General features: G+C 43.4%; 14 protein-coding genes. 5 read left to right on the top strand and 9 right to left on the bottom strand.

Annotated features, from left to right (window positions below; genetic code table 11):
- Positions 1-240 precede the first annotated feature (240 nt).
- The 4 genes from BJP37_RS03345 to BJP37_RS03335 form a co-directional block, all read right to left on the bottom strand.
- On the bottom strand, positions 241-2787 hold the full coding sequence (locus BJP37_RS03345; RefSeq protein WP_075896469.1) for a glycogen/starch/alpha-glucan phosphorylase: 2547 nt from the start codon (positions 2785-2787) through the stop codon (positions 241-243).
- A gap of 184 nt (positions 2788-2971) precedes the next feature.
- A complete protein-coding gene (locus BJP37_RS35510; protein ID WP_143727446.1) occupies positions 2972-3172 on the bottom strand; it encodes a hypothetical protein in 201 nt (66 codons plus the stop codon).
- Between the two features lie 172 nt (positions 3173-3344).
- Positions 3345-3590 (bottom strand): hypothetical protein, encoded by a 246-nt coding sequence (locus BJP37_RS03340; RefSeq protein ID WP_075896467.1) that lies wholly within the window; start codon positions 3588-3590, stop codon positions 3345-3347.
- Positions 3591-3756: 166 nt separating this feature from the next.
- Positions 3757-5475 carry an alpha/beta hydrolase gene (locus BJP37_RS03335; RefSeq protein WP_229415180.1) on the bottom strand — a complete coding sequence of 573 codons (1719 nt, stop codon included), beginning with the start codon at positions 5473-5475 and terminating at the stop codon, positions 3757-3759.
- Here BJP37_RS03335 and BJP37_RS03330 point away from each other — a divergent pair.
- The 3 genes from BJP37_RS03330 (at position 5474) to BJP37_RS03320 (ending at position 6893) form a co-directional block, all read left to right on the top strand.
- Entirely contained in the window at positions 5474-5584 is a 111-nt protein-coding gene (locus tag BJP37_RS03330; RefSeq protein ID WP_075896465.1) for a helix-turn-helix domain-containing protein, read from the top strand. The two genes, BJP37_RS03335 and BJP37_RS03330, sit on opposite strands and share 2 nt — an antisense overlap.
- 80 nt (positions 5585-5664) lie before the next feature.
- Positions 5665-6642: a YkvA family protein gene (locus BJP37_RS40685; RefSeq protein ID WP_075896463.1), complete on the top strand. Its 978-nt coding sequence runs from the start codon at positions 5665-5667 to the stop codon at positions 6640-6642.
- Positions 6639-6893: a hypothetical protein gene (locus tag BJP37_RS03320; protein WP_070396234.1), complete on the top strand. Its 255-nt coding sequence runs from the start codon at positions 6639-6641 to the stop codon at positions 6891-6893. The genes BJP37_RS40685 and BJP37_RS03320 overlap by 4 nt, the downstream gene beginning before the upstream one ends.
- A gap of 269 nt (positions 6894-7162) precedes the next feature.
- On the opposite strand, the gene BJP37_RS03315 is transcribed toward BJP37_RS03320, so the two are convergent.
- The 3 genes from BJP37_RS03315 to BJP37_RS03310 form a co-directional block, all read right to left on the bottom strand.
- Positions 7163-7537 carry a hypothetical protein gene (locus BJP37_RS03315; RefSeq protein WP_075896461.1) on the bottom strand — a complete coding sequence of 125 codons (375 nt, stop codon included), beginning with the start codon at positions 7535-7537 and terminating at the stop codon, positions 7163-7165.
- A gap of 16 nt (positions 7538-7553) precedes the next feature.
- A complete protein-coding gene (locus tag BJP37_RS38325) occupies positions 7554-7697 on the bottom strand; it encodes a hypothetical protein (protein WP_158069384.1) in 144 nt (47 codons plus the stop codon).
- A 232-nt stretch (positions 7698-7929) separates the two neighbouring features.
- Positions 7930-9651: an ABC1 kinase family protein gene (locus BJP37_RS03310; protein WP_075896459.1), complete on the bottom strand. Its 1722-nt coding sequence runs from the start codon at positions 9649-9651 to the stop codon at positions 7930-7932.
- A gap of 642 nt (positions 9652-10293) precedes the next feature.
- On the opposite strand from BJP37_RS03310, the gene BJP37_RS03305 reads away from it, so the two are divergent.
- Positions 10294-15765, top strand: coding sequence for a PAS domain S-box protein (locus tag BJP37_RS03305; protein WP_081431047.1), 5472 nt, complete (start codon positions 10294-10296; stop codon positions 15763-15765).
- Between the two features lie 497 nt (positions 15766-16262).
- Positions 16263-17336: a hybrid sensor histidine kinase/response regulator gene (locus BJP37_RS03300; RefSeq protein WP_075896455.1), complete on the top strand. Its 1074-nt coding sequence runs from the start codon at positions 16263-16265 to the stop codon at positions 17334-17336.
- A 9-nt stretch (positions 17337-17345) separates the two neighbouring features.
- On the opposite strand, the gene BJP37_RS03295 is transcribed toward BJP37_RS03300, so the two are convergent.
- Positions 17346-19955, bottom strand: coding sequence for a M1 family metallopeptidase (locus BJP37_RS03295; RefSeq protein WP_075896453.1), 2610 nt, complete (start codon positions 19953-19955; stop codon positions 17346-17348).
- A gap of 268 nt (positions 19956-20223) precedes the next feature.
- On the bottom strand, positions 20224-21006 hold the full coding sequence (locus BJP37_RS03290) for an MlaE family lipid ABC transporter permease subunit (RefSeq protein WP_075896451.1): 783 nt from the start codon (positions 21004-21006) through the stop codon (positions 20224-20226).
- Between the last annotated feature and the right edge of the window lies 1 nt (position 21007).

Below are 21007 nucleotides of genomic sequence, written 5' to 3'. Positions count from 1 at the left end.
GTAGGGAGTAGGGAGTAGGGAGTAGGGAGTAGGGAGTAGGGAGTAGGGAGTAGGGGTAATAAAATTTAATGTACCTCGTACCCTATAAAAATGTTTCCCATCTCCCCATCTCCCCACACTTCCCACACTTCCCACACTTCCCACCCTCCCCACACTTCCCACACTCTCCCCATCTCCCCGACTCCCGACTCCCGATTCCCGACTCCCTGATTAAGGCAACTGCTATAGTTACTGTTCAAGTTAATGTAAATTAGTTACTCGCTTCAACCCAGCAGAGTTCTGGTCGTACTCGTCTAGGTCAACGGAAATCGGCTCAACATTCCAAATTTCCTGAGAATACTCCCGAATCGTGCGGTCTGAAGAGAATTTGCCCATATTCGCCGCATTGATAATCGACATGCGAGTCCAGTGATCCTGATCCCGATAGGCTTGGCTTACTTGCTTCTGGGTATTCACATAGGACTGGTAGTCTGCCAAAAGCAGGTACTCATCGCCGTAGAGTAGGGAATCCACCAGTGGCTTAAACAGCTTAGGATTACGGGGATAGAAGTACCTAGAGCCAATCTGATCGATTACCTGCTTGAGCTCTTTATTGTTGTAGTAGTAATCCTGTGGGTTATATCCCCCAGCCTTGATAGCGTATACTTCCTCAGTAGTTAAACCAAACAGGAAAAAGTTCTCTGCTCCTGCTTCTTCTCGGATTTCAATATTAGCACCATCCAAGGTACCAATGGTTAACGCTCCATTCATGGCAAATTTCATATTGCCAGTTCCAGAGGCTTCCTTGCCAGCAGTGGAAATTTGCTCTGAAAGGTCGGCTGCTGGGTAAACCTGCTCTCCGAGGGAAACCGAGAAGCCTTCTAAGAAAACTACTTTTATGCGATCGCTTACATCAGGGTCATCATTGATCACCTCTGCTACTGAGTTGATCAACTTAATCACCAGTTTAGCCATGTAGTAACCCGGTGCTGCTTTGCCAGCGAAAATAAAGGTTCGGGGCAAGATATCGATAGAGGGATTCTCCTTGATCTGGTTGTAGAGAGTAATGATATGGAGTACATTCAACAACTGACGCTTGTACTCGTGAATCCGCTTGACTTGAACATCAAACAGGGAATTAGGATCAACGTTAATATTGTTGTGCAGCAGAATATAATCTGCCAGGTTTTGCTTGTGCAGCTGCTTAATCTTGCGCCAGCGATCGCAAAACTCAGCATCAGTAACAAACTGCTCTAACTGTTTGAGCTGGTCTAGATCAGTAACCCAACCCTCCCCAATTTTCTCAGTAATCAGTTCCGACAATTGAGGATTACTCAGCAATAGCCACCGACGGGGTGTGACCCCATTGGTCATATTAATAAATTTATTTGGCCACAATTCATAGAAATCTTGGAGCACATCCTTCTTCAGCAATTCCGTATGCAGTGCGGCCACCCCATTAATAGCATGGCTACCTACACAGGCTAAATGAGCCATCCGCACAGACTTATCAGGTCCTTCTTCAATCAAGGACATTCGTCTGAGCCGGTCATTATCACCTGGATACTTGGCACGCACATGATCCAAGAAGCGACGGTTGATTTCATAGATAATTTCTATATGCCTCGGTAATAGTTTCTCAAATAGGCTAACTGGCCAGCGTTCCAAAGCCTCTGCTAGCAAAGTATGATTAGTATAGCCAAAAGTGTTCTTAGTAATATACCAAGCTCTATTCCAGCTCAATTTGTACTTATCCAAGAACAACCGCATCAGCTCCGCCACCCCAATTGATGGGTGAGTATCATTCAGCTGAATCGCAATTTTCTCATGGAAGAGGTCGAAATTACTATGAGTTCGTCGATAATTATTAATAATATCCTGAAGAGAACAGCTAACAAAGAAATACTGCTGCTCCAGCCGTAGTTGCTTCCCTTGGGAAGTTTTATCATTGGGATAGAGAACTTTCGAGATATTCTCAGAATAAATCTTTTCAGTCACAGAGCCAGCATAGTCACCGCTGTCGAACACCTCAAAATCAAATTCCTCACTGGCACCAGCACGCCACAAACGCAGGGTATTGACCGTATTTTTCTTGTAACCAGGCACTGGTATATCGTAGGGAGTACCCAAAACCTGCCACTCTGGAATCCAACGCACCCGATAGCGCCCTTCCTCATCCTTGTAAGATTCTGTGTGACCCCCGAAATTCACCTCAACCGTTAATGCTGGGCGTCGGATTTCCCAAGGGTTGCCGAAGCGTAGCCACTTGTCAGGACGTTCAACTTGACCACCGTCAATGATCCGCTGGTCAAAGATACCGAATTCATAACGGATGCCATACCCAACAGCAGGAATTTCTAAGGTTGCCAGGGAGTCCAGGAAACAAGCAGCCAAGCGTCCTAAACCGCCATTCCCTAGACCAGGCTCAGCTTCCAGGATTTTCAGGTCATCTAGCTCCAGCCCAGATTCGTGGAGAGCTTGGCTGAGCCGATCATATATCCCCAAGTTGAGCAAATTGTTAGTAAGCTGGCGACCCATCAAAAATTCTGCTGACAGGTAATATACCGTCTTAGTATTTTTTCTAGTATAGGTTTCTAAGGTTTTAATCCACCGCTGAAGTAGCCGGTCTCTTACCGTATAAGCCAGAGCCATATAGTAATCATAGGGTGTAGCCAAAAACTGATTTTTACCCTGGATATAATAAAGATTATCAGCAAAGGCTCGCTTAAGGGTTTCCACCGACATACCTGTACGGTCATCTTCTACCTTAACCTTGATTTGTTGTGTGAGGTTGGTAGCTTCCTTCATAGTATGGCTCATCCTGACCAAAAACTTGTGACTCTATTATGGATTCTCTTTTGTGAGAGAGTAACCATGGTCAGTGGCTGCTCCCATTAACCCCAAGGGATTTAGTGGCAAAGAGTTGTGATTGGCTCCATGATTACCTAGTCACTCATGAAGAGGAAGAAGACTTAAGGGAAATTTGTGGTATTTAGGGGAGTCGGGAGTCGGGAATCGGGAGTCGGGAGTCGGGAGCGGTGCGACCCAAGGGCAATTTACTCGCCCATTGGAAAGCGCACCGAGGGAGTCGGGAGATCCTTACAAGGGTAGGTTTTTTACAAAGGGGCAAGTATGTACTTTGATTGTCTTGATGCAGTCGCTCATGGGGGAAACCCCCAAGACCGCGCTGCATCGCTACGTATAAATTCATCAAAATCTGTATTAAAATATACAATAATTTTCAGGATAATTCTCCCCATTTCCCGCTTTTCCCGACTCCCGATTCCCGATTCCCGATTCCCGATTCCCGACTCCCGACCCAAATGTAAAAAACCTACCCCTGTGAGGTCGGGAGATCGGGAGAATCAAAAAGACTTGAGCAAAAACAGATTCAATGGGTCTTGACTAATCTCTTTGACATAGGACTCACTGAGATAGGAAGCATATTGGGGTTGTTTAGCAATATAGGTTTTGAAAAAAGCAGTACTAAGTGCCATCAGGTAAGGACGAGCGATCGCAGGATCTGGCCCAATCAATTCAGGTGGAACCGGTAAGACACCCTCTCCTGCTCCACCCAGGTAGGAAAAGTGAGTACCTGCTTCTGTCACCACTAGATAGTTTTCTGGGGTAGTTAGCCAGCTGAAGGGGGNTTTCCGGGATAATTCTCCCCATTTCCCGCTTTTCCCGATTCCCGATTCCCGATTCCCGATTCCCGATTCCCGACTCCCGACCCAAATGTAAAAAACCTACCCCTGTGAGGTCGGGAGATCGGGAGAATCAAAAAGACTTGAGCAAAAACAGATTCAATGGGTCTTGACTAATCTCTTTGACATAGGACTCACTGAGATAGGAAGCATATTGGGGTTGTTTAGCAATATAGGTTTTGAAAAAAGCAGTACTAAGTGCCATCAGGTAAGGACGAGCGATCGCAGGATCTGGCCCAATCAATTCAGGTGGAACCGGTAAGACACCCTCTCCTGCTCCACCCAGGTAGGAAAAGTGAGTACCTGCTTCTGTCACCACTAGATAGTTTTCTGGGGTAGTTAGCCAGCTGAAGGGGGTAATTTGTTGTTCTACAGGTGGCGCGAAGATGTCTCTGATACTTGAAACCATCATGACCGGAACCTGAATTTGTGACATCCCGGTTTCACCAAAGATCGGGTTGCTGAGCGGATTAACAGCAATCACCGCTTTTACCCGTTCGTCTCCCAAATTATAGTCTTCTGGGGGTAGTTGAGTACCTCGACACTGGAGTAGCAGGGATACATCCAAAGATGAATTGTTTTGTCGAGCAGCATCACAGTCACTAGTAAGCTGTTCAAAATTGAGCTTAGCCCCTCCTAGAGCAAGAACAGTATAGCCTCCGAAGGATTGACCAATTACTCCCACCTCTTCTAGATTGAGCTTGCCAAACTTACTCGGGTCAGAATTAGCTTTAGCCGAAAGTTCATCTAACAAATACTTCACATCGAGAGGACGATGGATGATCGCAGTAGGATTGAGGGGAGTTGCGAAGCCAGCAAAGATTTGATTAATCCGTTCGGAACTAGTACCAATATGCTCCGGCACCGCCACCGCAAAACCGTAAGATGCTAAATGTTGCGCTAGATAGGCAAAGGTATTGCGGTCTGAAGCCAAACCATGGGAGATAACCAGAGTTGGAATCGAGCCTCTTATTCCTCCTTGGTCTGAAGACTTAGGTAGATAAATATCAACCGGAAACGAAGCTTGACGCTCAGAGTTATAAACCTCAAAGGTTTCTTTACGCCAACCTATTCCTCCAGAATTCCTGAGATCTGCTTGTGCTGAGAAATTAAACGATGTTGAGCTTTTTGTCTGTATTTGTGCCCGATTTTTAATGGCACTAAAGACAACATTATTTACCACAAAGAGCCGTGATAGCTCATCAGTAACATCAGAAATTAGTTCCACATCCAGGTAAATAGTTTCTAGGGAAAATTTACGCAATACATTAATAACGCTCAAGCCTTCTGGATCAGAAGCTGCGGAAATCAAAGCACCCCGTAAAGGATAGAAACCATTGCGATTAAAATCTGCTTTTATGACATTCCCTAATCGGCGCAGTAAGGTTTTACCCACCGGTAAGCGAGTGAACAAATAAACATATCTGGGAGAAATATTAAATCGACTATTTAGTAGAATCCGCAGTGCTGCTAATTGTGTTGGTGTAGCAAAGTTGGCATAATAGGCAAATTGCCTTGTCATTGTGCCATCTTTAGCAAAAATTTCCAAGTCTTCAATCCCTATATTAAATTGTCCAAAGGGAGAAACGAAGAAAGTAATTCGCTCTGCTCCTAGGGCAGGAATTGCACTGAATGTAGATACTAGACTCAAGCCTAGGGATAGGGAAAAGCGAGTTAACCACTGGCGCAGTGGGTTAGAATTAAAGGATTGGGTGCTCACTTTAGCTGCTCGGGAAAGACTAGGGGAGTTGGTAATAGTTAAGGGAAAAGCTGTGACAAGTGTATTAAACATGTATAAAGCTCTCAAGACCAAAGTCAAACTGAACAACCAACACAAAACCCTGATGGCACAACATGCTGGCTATTCTAGATGGGTCTACAACTGGGGACTAGCCATTTAGCAATAAGCTTACCATAAAAGTCATTATAATAGTTAACAACTAAAACAGATAAATCCTCGGATATAACAAGGTTCATAGTAATGGGTTTACAGGAAAGACTACTTCGGCGATTTCAAAAACAGGAAAAACCAGAGGAAAAACCAGAGGATACCCAATCCCTCCACCAGACCTTAGAACAACTTGACCAGACCTTAGAACAAAAACCCCCTGGGCGAATTCAGTCACTACTGAGCAAAATACCCAAACCAGGAACTCTTAAGGACACCCTAGTAAGGGTAAGGAATCCAGAACCAAGCAACACTGACAAAATTAGAGGCAAAATTACAGGGATACTCAGCAAATTTAAAAAATCTACCACTAAACAAGATACCCCCCAACGGTCGGAAAACTCAGCACCAAGCAACACTGGCAAAATTAGAGGCAAAATTACAGGGATGCTCAGCAAATTTAAAAAATCTACCACTAAACAAGATACCCCCCAACGGTCGGAAAACTCAGCAGCAAGCAACCCTGGTAAGATTAGAACACTACTGGAAAAATTACAAAAAAATATCTCCCCCAATGACATCCATAAAATTGACCAGAGTCTGGATCAGATGAACCGGGGGAGGATAAAAGAAAGATTTCACAAATTGCTCCAAAATACCAAGCCAGAAGACATCCAAAAAATTGACAAGAACTTAGAACGGATGAACCGGGGACCAATTAAAGAAATTTGGCCGAAAATTCAAGGTTTAGCTAAAATGGTTCGGGACCCTAATGCGGCTTGGAAGGGAAAAGCTTTAGCGATCGCAGCCTTAGTCTATTTAATATCCCCCTTTGATGCTGTGCCCGACGTAATTCCCGTAGCTGGATTAGCTGATGATGCAGCGCTAATCATTGCCGTAGTTTCCACCCTAGCTCAGGAACTAGAAAACTATATGGAAAGACAGGCAGAAAAGATGGCGGAGATCCAAGTCCGCAAGTACAATCGGATTGTCAGAATCAGTTTAATCGGCAGCATTGCAGCAGCCATTCTCGCTATTTTGGTCAAATATATCCTGAGTCAGACATCATGATTAACCTCTATTCCTGGTACCGAATTACCCTATTAATTCTGACTACCTATGGCTTAATACAGCTAATTATTAATCTGCTAAAGTACAAGCCATACTATGAAAAAGTTCCAGGGTTTATGAAAAAATACTTTCTTGAGCGCGGCAGCCTAGTTTTAGGTAAAAAGCTCAACGAAAGTCGTCATGATTTAATTATAAATGGCTTACTATTGCTTGTATTAGTCATCTTAAATATTATTCTATGGTTTTTTTAATGGATAACAAAAAAGAGGATTATTTTGGTTTTAGGAAGTAGGAATAGGGAGTCGGGAGTCGGGAGTCGGGAGTCGGGAGTCGGTAAGCATTTAGCGGTCAGCGGTCAGCTGTCAGCTTAAAATCAACTTTATTTGGGAGAACTTAATATTATTGAAAGTCTGGGGATTTGCCCATCTCAGCATATACGCTAGGCGCATATGCTGATAGCTGATAGCTGATAGCTGATAGCTGATAGCTGATAGCTGATAGCTGATAACCCTGTTTCTATCTATTCCCAGGAATCTAAATCTAGAGCTTTGGAACCACCTCGCTCTAACTGAATCAACAGGTTACCGAGTTGTGACCAAACTAGCCCACTAATAAACAACGTCATCGGTATGGAGATTGAGTAACACAACCAATAGGGCAAGGCAAAAATTCCTAACCCAGAGGCTAGAAACAGGCAAATCCCAATAGCAATTCCCACAAATGGGAACAGTAACTGGATTCCTTTAATTTCAGCCAGGGTTTCACTGGATTTGGTCTTATACCATTCCTGTACTTTTTCTTTGAGTGTAGCTTCAAAAGCTAGCCCACAGGTAATCCCAGCAAACAAACCAAAAATTAACAAAAAATACGGTGGGTCTGGCCAAAAATTATACACAAATAACTCCTAATCTTCATGCTTTTACTAGCCTGTGAAGATTATTGCAAAAAATGATAGCAAAGGGAATAGGGAATAGGGAGCAGGGAGTAGGGAGCAGGGAGCAGGGAGCAGGGAGCAGGGAGCAGGGAGTAGGGAATATGGTATCAAAAATTTTCACAATTCCGACACGGATTGCTAAAGCGGCGAATGCTATCCGGTGGTTTTGGTGACTATAATCTTATAATTTCCTAGGGTGGGTTAAGCGCAGCATTGATTTTCTTTCGGGCTGTAACCCACCGAATTTTATAACGTTTGGGAACCGGCGCTAATTACAATAACAACAAGTAGTGAATAGTCAGGAGTAAGTAGTCATGATCAGGAATATCGTTGTAGGCCAGTTGGTCTAACTACTATTTGCTACTCACAGCAGGAGCTTTGGGTAAAATAGCCCCAATCCCATCACTGGAAATAGTACTTAGTGCATTCAAAGCTACATTGAATAAACGTTCTGGGGGTAAATCATCTTTGACTAAGTTCCACAGACTCTGAATTTCTGCTCCATGGAGTTGGTCATCTTCGGTTAACGCTAACAACAGTTCACGTCGCAGAAACTGACCTTCCTCAGACAACAGATACTGCAAACCAAGTTGAGCGGTTGGTAGCAAATCAAAGTTCTGATCAGAGCGAGCGATCGCAATCATATTTTCCAGTCGTTCCCACTGAAATTTACCGTCTTTGAACAACACCTCAATCAAACGCCGCCGCATTTGTGGAGTTTCACCGGTAAGCAAACGCTGAGCTACATAGGGGTAGGAAACCTCGACAATTTTGAAATTCCGATCTAAGCTCAGTGCCAGTCCTTCCTGAGTGACCAGAGAACGGATAATTAAGGAAAACTTGGCTGGAACCCGGAAAGGATAGTCGTACATCAACTCTGAGAACTGATCTGTGATCGTCTTGAAGTTGAAATCTCCGACACTTTCACCAATTGCTTCTCCCAACACAGCTTCTAAGGCTGGGATAATCGGCTGAATATCTGTGTTGGGTGCTAAGAAACCTAATTTAACAAAAGCCTGGGCTAATGATTGATAATCTTGATTAATTAGATCAACGACACAGCTGACAATGGTTTCTTTGGTATCCTGATCTAACTGATCCATCATACCAAAGTCAATATAGCCCATGCGTCCATCCGGAAGGGCAAATAAGTTACCTGGATGAGGATCAGCATGGAAAAAGCCATGCTCTAACAACTGACGCAAACCAGAGGTGACACCGGTTTTAATCAAGCTTGCGGTGTCTAGTCCTAAGGCTTCAATACGTTCTGTATCGGTTAACTTGAAACCATCAATCCACTCTAGGGTGAGGACACGGATACTGCTGTAGCGCCAGTATATTGCTGGAACCTTCACAGTGGGGTCGTCTTGGAAGTTTAGAGCAAATCGTTCGGCATTGCGACCTTCATTGAGATAATTAATTTCCTCAAAGAGCTTAGTACCAAATTCATCTACAATCAAAGTTAGGTCATGACCGAGATTGAGTGGTAACCAGGGGGCAATCCAGCTAGCTGCCCACCGCATCAAATAAAGATCTAGGGTGAGGACAGGGCGTAAGTTAGGACGTTGTACCTTAACCGCGACCTCTTCACCGGTGTGAAGTTTAGCCCGATAGACTTGACCAAGACTAGCCGCTGCTACAGGTCTTGGGGAAATTTGGCTAAAGAGTTTTTGGATGGAGCGCCCTAACTCTTGCTCGATTATGGACAATGCGATCGCATTGTCAAAGGGAGGTAGCTGGTCTTGTAGTTTGATCAGTTCATCTAGAAAATCTTGCCGAACCAAGTCAGGACGGGTGGAAAGAGCTTGTCCGACTTTAATAAAGGTTGGACCGAGGTTAGTCAGAAGTTTCCGCAGCTGTGTCGCTCGTTTTAACTTATTCTGCTCAGTCCGGTTGCGCCATTGGTCTAACTTAATACTAAAAACAAAGCTAGCGAAACCCCAGACAATCCTCAGGCAACGCCAAATCACTACCCAAGGTCTGGAACGATAGTAGCGGGCGATCGCTTGTGGATCATAGTACCTTTGGGGTTCATTAGACCGCTGTTCAGGAGATACAAGTTGATGCTGACTCACGCTGAGTATAGGCCTCTCTAAGAAATTTATAGTTTTTTATCTATCTTTTGCGTTTTATTAAATAAGTATACACTTGTACATATACAATATTTTGGTGTTTAAGTCCAATCGAAGGTTTAGGGCAGGTTTTGCTACCAGGACAATTGAGAGTCCCATAGAAACCTACACCAGAAACTTGCCCATTTCCTGAACTTCCGATAGTCAATTATGGTCAATTGAGTAGATTACGCTCAAAATAACTGACCAGTCAAAATCACCCCCTCATCCCCTCATTCCCTGATCTGGTCATCTTCAGAGGAACTGGTCACAAATTTCTGCCAAGGTTTACTAGTCCTGTGTCATAGATTTTTTCTAGGTGCGCTTGACCCATTAAGAATTAAATTCCCCACGGGTCGCACCTCTTGATGCATATATCGGTAAAATTGTCAACTTCCATTATTACATTAACCGAGGCTCTAGCTTCGGATTTCAGCTCTGATTTGCGTGTTATCACCGACAGTCTTTAAATTAAAACTTCAGCAGAATCCTCCATGACGGGGCTAAATCAACAAAGCAACAATGGTGTCATATCGATTGCGGTGGTATCGTAGCGAACAAGCATGGGCAATCTGTTGATTTATCTACGTTGATTTATCTACAACTATGCTATTTCCGCGATTGTGCGGACCAAATCGGCACTACCGAATTGGATGTCAGTTACAGACGCACGAAAATCCTCTGCCAGTAAGCAACTTCCCCTGGATTATGCAAGATTATCCCTCTGTCCCTAACCCTTCCCAAGACATTCGGTTAGGCTGCCTACAGTGGTTTTATAACTTACCACTAAGTAGTAAGCTGCTTACTGGTTTGTTTGCCTCTGAGCTAATTTCTCTGATTGGATTCTTCGGCGTCGCTGCTTCAATGATGGTAATAGGAGGGCAAATCGAACTACGAGACCAAGCTGAGTCTCAATTAGCACTCACCGAGACTAACTACAATTCTAAACTTGAGCAAACTAAGCTGGGCTTCCGTAGTCAAGCCGATAATGCTGCCATCATTGCTGCTGCGATCGCTCATCATTCTGGTCAGCCTATCAAAGCAGCCCTCAAGGCTGAAGTCAGACGGGTTCTGAGGAACGAAATTAAAGCCCGCAACATTGAATATGGCACTTTAGTAGGTACCAATGGCAAGATTATTGCTAATGCTAACGCTGACCGTACAGGAGAGAGGTTTAATCCTAATCAATTAGTCAGTCAAGTTTTCCAGAATCGAACGGGGATTGGGAGCAGTCAAATTGTCAGCTGGGTTGAGTTAGCTAAGGAGTCACCTCAGTTACCGAATGGTTTTGTTGAACAAGACGCCCTAATTCGTTACACACTAACTCCAGTCAAGAACCCAGAGACTGGAAATATAGTAGCTGTCTTGGTGTCTGGTGATTTGGTCAATGGCAAATTGCCCATAGTTCACAACACCCTGCAGGGGGTTGACAAAGGCTATAGTGCCATCTATTATCGCCAGGGTTCGGGGGAATTTAACTTAGCCACTGCTACTTTGGATAACAGTGATGTTAAAGATTTAGAGCAAGGGGAATCGAGTTTAGATGTAGTGGATCAATCCCTGTTGGAGAAAGCAGTTGCCCAAACATCACAGGTAGTTTACGCACGCCAAACCTTTGGTAAGCAATCTTACATCATAGTCGCTAAAGCTCTAACTAATTTTGATAGTAAAGCGACAGTAGTGTTAGTCAGAGGAACTACTGAATACTGCTTCAATCAATTTCTTAGGGATAATTTAGAACTTGAGCTGATCGTCCTTGCTATAGCCTTAATCGCAGATATCTTTTTGGCTATCTTGCTTGGACGATCAATTGCTAAACCGGTCAAACAGCTACAAAAAACTACCCAAGAATTTGCTGCTGGCAATTTGGAAGCGCGAGTAGAGGTGTGGACGAAAGATGAAGTAGGGAAACTTAGTATCAATTTCAATCCTATGGCTGATAGTCTGTTGACTGCTTTTAAGCAAAGGGAACGTTATGCAGCTGAGCAATCACGACTAAACACTCAATTGCAGCAAGAGATTGCAGAACGTCTCCTTACTGTGGAAACACTAAGGCTGATCGAGTTTTCTCTGGATCGGGTAGGGGATGCAGTTTTTTTATCAAAACAGGATGGCCGATTTTGTTATGTCAATGAAGCTGCTTGTAATTTCCTTGGCTACTCCCGTGAAGAATTACTGACGTTGCACGTTTATGATATCGATACCTTACTGTCAAAAGATAACTGGTCACCGTTTTGGAAAAACCTGAAACAGCAAGGTTCTTTTAAGCAAGATTCAGTACATCGCACTAAAGACGGGCGGGAATTTCCTGTAGAAATTGGGGTTAATTATTTACAGTTTAATGATCAAGAATACAACTGTGTTATTGCTCGCGATCTTACCGAGCGTAAACAGGGTGAAAATTTACTAAAACGAACTAACTCTCTGTTAAGGGCGCAACAAGAGGCATCAATTGATGGTATATTAGTTATTGACGAAAACCAAAAAATCCTATGGCACAATCGCCGTTTTGGTCAGATGTGGAATATCCCAGAGGAGATTCTCAACTCTGGTGACGACCAAAAAATATTGAAAAGTGTGCTATCTAAGCTAAATAAACCTAAAGAATTTATCCACAGGTTGAAGTATCTGTATGAACATCCGAGCGAAGTAAGTCGTGATGAAATTTACTTGAATGATGGTCGGATTTTTGACCGTTACTCTGGCTCTGTGGTGTCTGAAGCTAGTGATTACTATACTAGAATCTGGTATTTCCGAGATATCACCCAGAGAAAGCAAGTAGAAGCCCAAGTTACTCAGCTCAATCAAGAGTTGAGTAATCATGCCTTGGAACTAGAAGTAGCTAACACAGAACTGGCAGCAAGCAAAGACTTTATCACGAACATAATTAATGCAGTATCTGATCCAATTTTTGTAAAAGATAGATATTATAAATGGAAATTCTTTAATGATAGCTTTTGTGAGTTTATCGGATATTCTAGAGAGCAACTATTAGGTCATTCAGATTCTGAATTTTTCGTCTCAGAAGAAGCTGAGGTTTTTAGAAAAACCGATCAACTCGTCATCAATAATGGTGTCGTTAATGAAAATGAAGAATACTTTACTGATGCTAAAGGTATCCTTCATTTCATTTCTACCAAGAAAACTCGTTTCTTCGATTCTAAAAATAATCCCTATATTGTAGGGGTTATTCGAGACTTGACTCATCGGAAGCAATTTGAAGACCGACTGGAGAAACTTAATGAATGCTTTCTTAATTTTGGTAGCAATCCCGACAAAAATATTAATCATCTGGTAGCCGTTTGTGGGCAATTACTCAATGCTAGTTTTGCTCTCTATAATTGCCTGGAATACAATCAACTGGTGACATTAGGACAGTGGCAAGTCCCGCCAGATTACCCGACTATGGATAGCGCAAAAGGACGTATTTGCTACGACGTTATTAGAGAAGGAACTGATGAGTCAGTTGTCAAGCAGGATCTTCAGAATACAGCTTATGCTCAAACTGATCCCAACATTACAGCTTATAATTTGTGTACTTACATCGGTATTGCAGTCAAATGGAACAAAAAGGTAATGGGTTCCCTGTGTGTTTTGTATCAGCAGCAGGTAGAACCAAGTACAGAAGACAAACAACTGCTGAACCTGATTGCCAGTGCTATTGGTGTAGAAGAACAACGAAAACAGGCTCAGCAGGAACTTCGGGATAGTAAAGAGCGATTTGCCTTAGCTGTAGAAGGAGTCAACGACGGGATTTGGGATTGCAATCTCCAAACTGGTGAAATGTATTTATCCCCTCGTTGGAAGAGTATGTTGGGGTATGAAGATGATGAAATTAGCAATACGTTTGAATCCTGGACAGAGATTATTCACCCAGACGACCTAGAGCAAACCTTACTGAGTTTTAATAATTATCTAGAGGGCAAGCTTTTTCAGTATCAAGAAGAGTTCCGTGCTTTACACAAAGATGGCACCTACCGTTGGCTGCTGACTCGTGGAGCGGCGCTGTGGGATAAAACAGCTAAGCCTTATCGCATAGCAGGTTCTCACACCGATATTTCAGAGCGTAAAAAAGCAGAAGAAGCTCTCAAAAGTCAGTTAACAGCTCTCGAAGCAGCTACTGATGGCATAGCATTAGTTAATCCAGCAGGTGAATACTTTTACCTCAATCAGACTCACCTGGAATTGTTTGGCTACACTAAACCGGATCAACTGGTGGGTCAACAATGGCATATGATTTATCCGCCAGAAGAAATTGAGCGTATTGAGAAGTCAGTTTTTCCCCAATTGTTTAAAACAGGAAAATGGAGTGGAGAAGCTACGGCTGTGCGCAAGAATGGTAGCACATTTGCTGAGGAATTTTCTCTAACATTACTTGAGGATGGTGGTTTAATCCGTGTCTGTCGAGATATTACAGAGCGTAAAAATGCTGAAGAGCAGATGCGGCAAAATCATCAAAGACTGGCTCTGGCTAATGCCCAGTTAGAACGGGCTACTCGTCTCAAAGACGAGTTTCTGGCTAGCATGAGTCATGAATTACGTACTCCCCTCAACGCCATTCTTGGTTTATCAGAAGCTTTGCAAGAGGAAGTGTATGGTTCAATTACAGATAGGCAGCGTAAGTCTCTCAGCACAATTCAGGGCAGTGGTCAACATTTGCTAGAACTAATCAATGATCTGCTTGACCTTGCCAAAATTGAATCTGGGAAGATGGAACTCCACATCGGTGCTGTTTCCCTCCAAAAACTCTGCAATTCCAGCTTGATGTTTGTTAGAAACCAAGCCCATCACAAAAATATTAAGCTGACTTCTCAGGTAACTGAGAGGCTATGGGAAATAGAAGTGGATGAGCGACGTATCCGACAAGTCCTGATCAATTTGCTCAGCAATGCTGTGAAGTTTACCCCAACCGGAGGAAGCGTTATTTTAAAAGCTGAGGAAGACTTATTGAGAAACACTATTTGTTTTAGTGTCATTGATACTGGTATTGGCATTGCTCAAGAAAATATGCGTAAGTTATTCCAATCCTTCGTCCAAATTGACAGCCGTCTGTCTCGTCGCTACGCCGGTACAGGATTGGGTTTGGCTTTGGTGCAACGAACCATAGAAATTCACGGGGGTAGGGTAGATGTCGAGAGTGAAGTGGGTCAAGGTAGTTGCTTCACAGTAACTCTGCCGATCAAACAAAGCGGTCAGGCAAACGGAGAATACCACAGTGATTTGGAACAGCTAAGCCAATTTACTCAATCTGGCATCTCCAATCCCCAAGTGCTGATCATCGAAGACTCTATTACTGCAGCTGAAGTGATTTCTCGCTATATCAGGGAAATAGGGCTACAAACCTTGACTTACCCTGAAGGAGAAGGTGCTCTCGAGCAGGTTATACAGGTCAACCCAGGGGTGATTATCCTAGATTTGCAATTGCCGAAGGTGTCTGGCTGGAAGGTTTTGGCTCAGCTAAAAGCTCATCCCCAAACCGAACACATCCCAGTGATTATTCTTTCTGTAGTGGATGAGCGATCGCAAGCGTTGGAGATGGGTGCGTCTGAATATCTGGTTAAACCCGTTTCCCGCCAACTGTTGCGCTCAACAATTAGCAAAATTTTGGGTCCTTTAGAAACACCAGAGTCAGTCAAGCATGGCGAAACTGCTCTGATGGTTACGCCTCACAAAGCTCCAGAGTCACCGTTAATCTTAATTGCAGAGGATAATGAAACTAACATTAAGACGATTTGGGATTACTTGCTCAACAAAGGCTATCGGTTGATATTAGCCAAGAATGGCTGGGAAGCGATTAGCCAAGCTAAAGAGTATCACCCACAGCTGATTATGATGGATATTCAGATGCCAGATATGGACGGTATTGAAGCGATTAAGCGAATTCGAGACAATCAGGAAACGAGGGTTATTCCCATTATTGCCGTAACAGCACTGGCGATGCCAGGAGATAAGGAGAAATGCCTAGGGGCTGGCGCGGACGAATACATCTCTAAACCAGTGAGTCTTAAGAACTTAGTCAGTACTATTCAAAAGTATGTTCATGTAGAGGTTAAGGATTTGCAATTAGTTAGTAATTAGTTATTTGCATTAGTTATTCGTGATTAGCGTGATTAATCATTAAGTTATCAGTTCCAAGTAGGTTTAAACCTACTAATCCATGGTTGGTATATAAATTAATAGTATATAGCGTTTATAAATGAAATGTAAACCTGGGAGGTCTTTTTTGATTGTTCAATAAAACTCTAGATCTCTTTCTTATATTGCCTTTTGCGTATTTTAGGCTTGCCAATTTCTGCCATAACTGTGTTTACAACCTATTTAAAAACGCTATAGCGTTTCTCATAGCTATGAGGTACACATTATTTTTTCCCTCTTCCCTCTTCCCTCTTCCCTCTTCCCTCTTCCCTGCTCCGAAGTCCCTGCTCCGAAGTCCCTGCTCCGAAGTCCCTAAAAACCAGAGATTTGTACCTCATGGGTATAAGACTTGCTATATATTAATGGATATTAACCAAAATCAATCCCAAACATCTGTATTTAATATGATCAACTATTCAAGCGCATAAAGGGTGTTATTGATGAATAGTCAAAACTCTATACTAGTAGTTGATGATGAACCCTGTGGGTTTGATGTCATTGAGGCTCTACTGTTCAAGGAAGGTTACAACTTGAGCTATGCCTCTTGTGGTGAAGAGGCATTGAACCGTCTAGAGGAAATTCAGCCGGACGTAATCTTATTGGACGTGATGATGCCAGAACTTGATGGTATAGAGGTTTGCCATCGGATCAAGTCTCACCCAAACTGGCACCATATCCCAATTATTATCGTAACGGCTCTGAATTCTAAGGAAGATCTTGCCCGATGCCTGGATGCAGGAGCTGATGATTTCCTAGGTAAACCTGTTAGTGGACTCGAACTGCGGTCTAGAGTGCGTTCGATGTTGCGGATTAAAAAACAACATGATCAGCTAGCTGCTACTCTACAGCTGAGGGAAGATATGTCTCATATGATCGTGCATGATTTGAGGCATCCTTTGGCTAATATTATCATATCTTGTGAGATTTTGCAGCAAACTGAACTTGAAAAAAAACAGCAAAGAAAGACTGAACAAATCTTGAAGTCAGCTCTCCAGCTGCGCTCAATGACGGATAACTTATTGATGATGGCGAAGTTACAATCGGGAAAACTTACGCTTCATAGAGACTTCGTGGATCTCAATGCACTCGAACAAGAGGTAGTCTTAGATTTCCAAGCCATTGCTCACGAGAAAAACATTCAGCTAGTTAGCGAGCTACCAGAATCCAGTAAGACTCTTTTAATTGATGCCAATTTAATTCGCCGTGTCTTAGATAACTTGCTCTCAAATGCCATCAAATTTTCTCCTTCACAAAGTAAAATTCTACTGCAAGTAGATTATCCAGTAGATCCCAAACCCCAAGCTATAATTCGCATTGCTGATTCTGGGCCTGGGATTGAAGAAGAATTGCGAAAACGTATTTTTGATAAATACGATGTGGGAAATTTAATGACTGGAATTTCTCAAACTGGTCTGGGATTAACTTTTTGTAAAATGGCAGTTGAAGCCCATGGTGGTAGAATATTTGTAGAAAATAATCAACCATCAGGGTCAGTGTTCACTGTAGAAATTTAATTATCAATCTTAATTAGATTTAGCTTCCAAGTTTTCCAGGCGGCTTTTGAGTTCCTGATTATCTTTTTTGAGTTTGTTAAGTTCCTCTCTTAGCTGTTTAATGGCTTTGTCAGAGCCAATGGTTTTCTGAACTTTCTGAATGGCTTCTTCGGCAATCCGACGAATTCGCCCATCAGGCGTATGCTCTAAAAGCGATCGCAAAATATCCATGGCTTTTGGGGTTTCCATTTTTCCTAGAGCCCGAACTATGGTCACTTGAGTCAAATAGAAGGTTTCACGGGACATTTCTTCTAATTGCTCCAGGATCGACTCTATTTTATTGGGACTCTGACCTTTAGAAATGTCTCCTAAAGCTCGAATCGCTGCTAGACGAAGGGGTTGAGGTATGCCAGGAGTGGTATATTCTAAAATTACGTCTAGGGCAATGGGTGAGGATTTAATTTGACTTAAGCCAGCAATGACACCGCCACGTACTACTTCATTCCAACCACTCCGTTCTTGGAGTACTTTTTTCAGCAATTGGATGACTTCATCTTCTCTATCCTTAAGGCTTGCCGAAACCATTCCCCCAAGTGACCTGGCTGCTAAGGCTTCTACGTAGTAGCTGGCATCCCCTTTTTCTAGTAATTGCTTGAGAGCATTGTAGCTTTCTGGAGTCTTCACTTCACCCAAGGCTTGGACAACGGCACGACGCACACGGGGATTTGAGTCGGACAAGCCAACAATTAAGGCGGCTTCGGCTTGATCTAGTTTTACCTTAGCTAATTGTTTGGCTATTTCTAAACGAACACCCCAGAATGAATCACTCTTTAGGGCATCAGACAAGGCTTTTACTGCTTCTAATCCTCCCTTTTTCGCCAAGGCTTTTCCTGCATAGATACGGGAGATGGGGTCTGGGTCAAATTTCAGCTGGGCTTTGAGTTCGGCTATTGGATATTCTAGGGAAACGGTTTTGAGATAATTATTCCCATGGTCGAAGCTAATCAAGTTAGGTTTTTTCTCCAGTGGGAAATAGAAACTTTGTTCCCGTTGATGAACCCTGACTGTAAATGTCTGTAGACAGGTTTCATTAGACGTTTTCACAGGAGAATCGTCTTCGAGCTTGGTGTAACCAAAGGCAATCGGGATTTTCAGGTCAAATAGCTCACTATCGCTACCGGTGTTACTATCTTTTGCCTGAGTTTGGGTTACTGTAAGTTTAGCCAACTGGCTATCCCCATCCCAGGAATAGGCAACTTTGTATTCAGGATGACCGCCCCGGAAGACGTACTGGTCAAATAGGAACAACAGATTACGACCGGTAGCTTTTTCAATCGCCCTTAGCAGGTCAATGGTTTCTACGGTTTTGTGAGCGTTATCTTGAACAAAGGTTTGGATTGCTTTCCAGAACAAGTCTTCCCCTAACTCTGCCCAAATCATATGATAGACGCAAGCACCTTTTTCATAAAGGTGCCTATCGTAGAGTTCAATAGCTTCTCGATAGACATTGGTCACCATGGGGCGGCGGTAACGAGAACTATCTTCTGAGATATAACTGCGTGCTTCATTGAGTAGGTAGTAGGCAGCATCATCTTTACCATACTCATGTTCGGTCCAAAATACTTCTGTGTAGGATGCCATCCCTTCCTTAATCCAGGCATGGGACCAGTGTTTAATCACCACTAAGTCCCCAAACCACTGATGAGCGAGTTCATGAACCACAAGGCTTTCAGTCCGTTGGTTATCGATAGCTGCTCGTTCATCGAGCAAGCAACGGTCTGTTAGCAGAGTGGTGGAGGTGTTTTCCATACCACCAAAGATGAAGTCATCTACACAGACTTGGGCGTATTTCGGATAGGGGTAGGGATAGCCAAAGGTTTCACTCAAGAACTCTATCATTCCAGGGGTTTTGCCCATGCTGCGGCGAGCATCCTCCTCTCGCCCCTTCTCCACGTAGTAGTTGACTGGTTTGCCCTGCCATTCATCCTGAATTTCCGCAAAGTCCCCTACTGCTAGAGTCATCAGGTAAGTGGGATGAACTTCCTGTTGCCGCCAATGGTATATGGTTTCATCCCCGTCTTCTTCTGTAGCAATTAGTTCCCCGTTGGAGATAGCAATCAGGGGTTTTGGCACTCTAACCCGGATTTCGGAGGTAGCAAGTTGACCAGGATAATCGAAACAAGGGAACCAGAAGCGAGAGTCTTCATCTTCTCCTTGGGTCCAAACTTGGGTGGGTTTGTTGGGGTAGTGTTGGTTTGGATGAATGAAGTAAATACCCCGCTGGGGGTTGTCTACACTGTATGCGATCGCAATCTTAATCGCTTTTCCAACAACAACCGGGTTAAGTAGCTGAATCTTTAGTTGTTCCCCATCATAGTCAAAGGGTTGGGGGATTTGGTCAACCTGCACTGAAGCGATAGTCAAGTTGACCGCATCAAGTACTAGCTGTTTAATGCCGCGTATTGGGTTGAGGGTGATAGTGCAGGTACCGCTAACCCTTTCGAGGGGGATATCCAGAGTTAAATCCAGGAAAATATGCTCCACTTGTCCTGGGCGGTCAGGATTGTATTGGGGTCTAGCACCGGGTAATTCAAAGGACTTGTGAGTTTTGCTTTCGGTATCAAAATACGACTGGGACATTAGTGAAGTTGTAGAACTGAACAGTGTGGACAATAGGGTTAAGTGGAGCTATGGGAAGTTTCGGAAAGGAAAAGGAATCGCCCTTCCTGTAGCGGTCGATTGCTCTATTTTAAATTAACTGATCTGTGGATTAATCCTGATCAGGTCAGGTTTTATGGAATTTTCAACAGCTACAGACCTTGAGGAAAGATTACTGGTTTGTGAGTGTCTGTTAACTCATTGCTTTTGGGCAATTAACAATTAACGATCAACAACCGATTTAGCTGATTTAGCTAATTACCGCACTACCCATGCCTTGGAACATCAACCATGATAAGAAAAAGTTGCTAATAAAAATTGCCAGCAAAGCAGTAACCACAGCAGTGGTGGTAGATTGACCTACACCCTTAGCACCTCCTGTCGTGGTTAACCCCCAGCTACAACCAATCACAGAAATTAACAGCCCAAACACTACAGATTTAATAGCAGCAGAGAACAAGTCCCAAATTCCTAGGAAGTTACGAGCGGAATCAAGAAACACAGACTGGGGAATACCATAAATATTCTGAGCCAGGACTACTCCTCCTACCATACCAGTCACAATGGCGAGAATCGTCAACACTGGCAGCATCAGACAACAAGCAATAACTCGAGGAATCACTAAGTAATCAATCGGGTCAGTCTTGAGCATATACAAAGCATCAATTTGCTCTGAAACGCGCATCGTACCAATTTCAGCAGCAAATGCCGAGCCAACTCGTCCTGCTAAAACCACAGCAGTCAAAACCGGAGCCAATTCCCTAGCCAAAGCCAGAGCCAAGACTCCCCCAATGGCATTGGTGGCACCAAAATTAATGAACTCTCGTGTTACCTGAATGGTAAACACCATACCAATTACAGTAGCAGTGAGCAGAGCAATTATCAGAGACTCTGGTCCAACGGTTACCATTTGCTCGATAGTATTGCGGCGGTGAATCTTCCCAGTCAGTAGATGAAGTATCACTTGCCCAGCTAAGAAAATCGCCGCCAGTAAACGCTGACTCCATAACCCGAGGCTGGAAGTTTTAGCCATT

Source organism: Moorena bouillonii PNG (assembly GCF_001942495.1).
Lineage (GTDB): Bacteria > Cyanobacteriota > Cyanobacteriia > Cyanobacteriales > Coleofasciculaceae > Moorena > Moorena bouillonii.
This window is presented reverse-complemented; position numbering and strand designations above follow the sequence as displayed.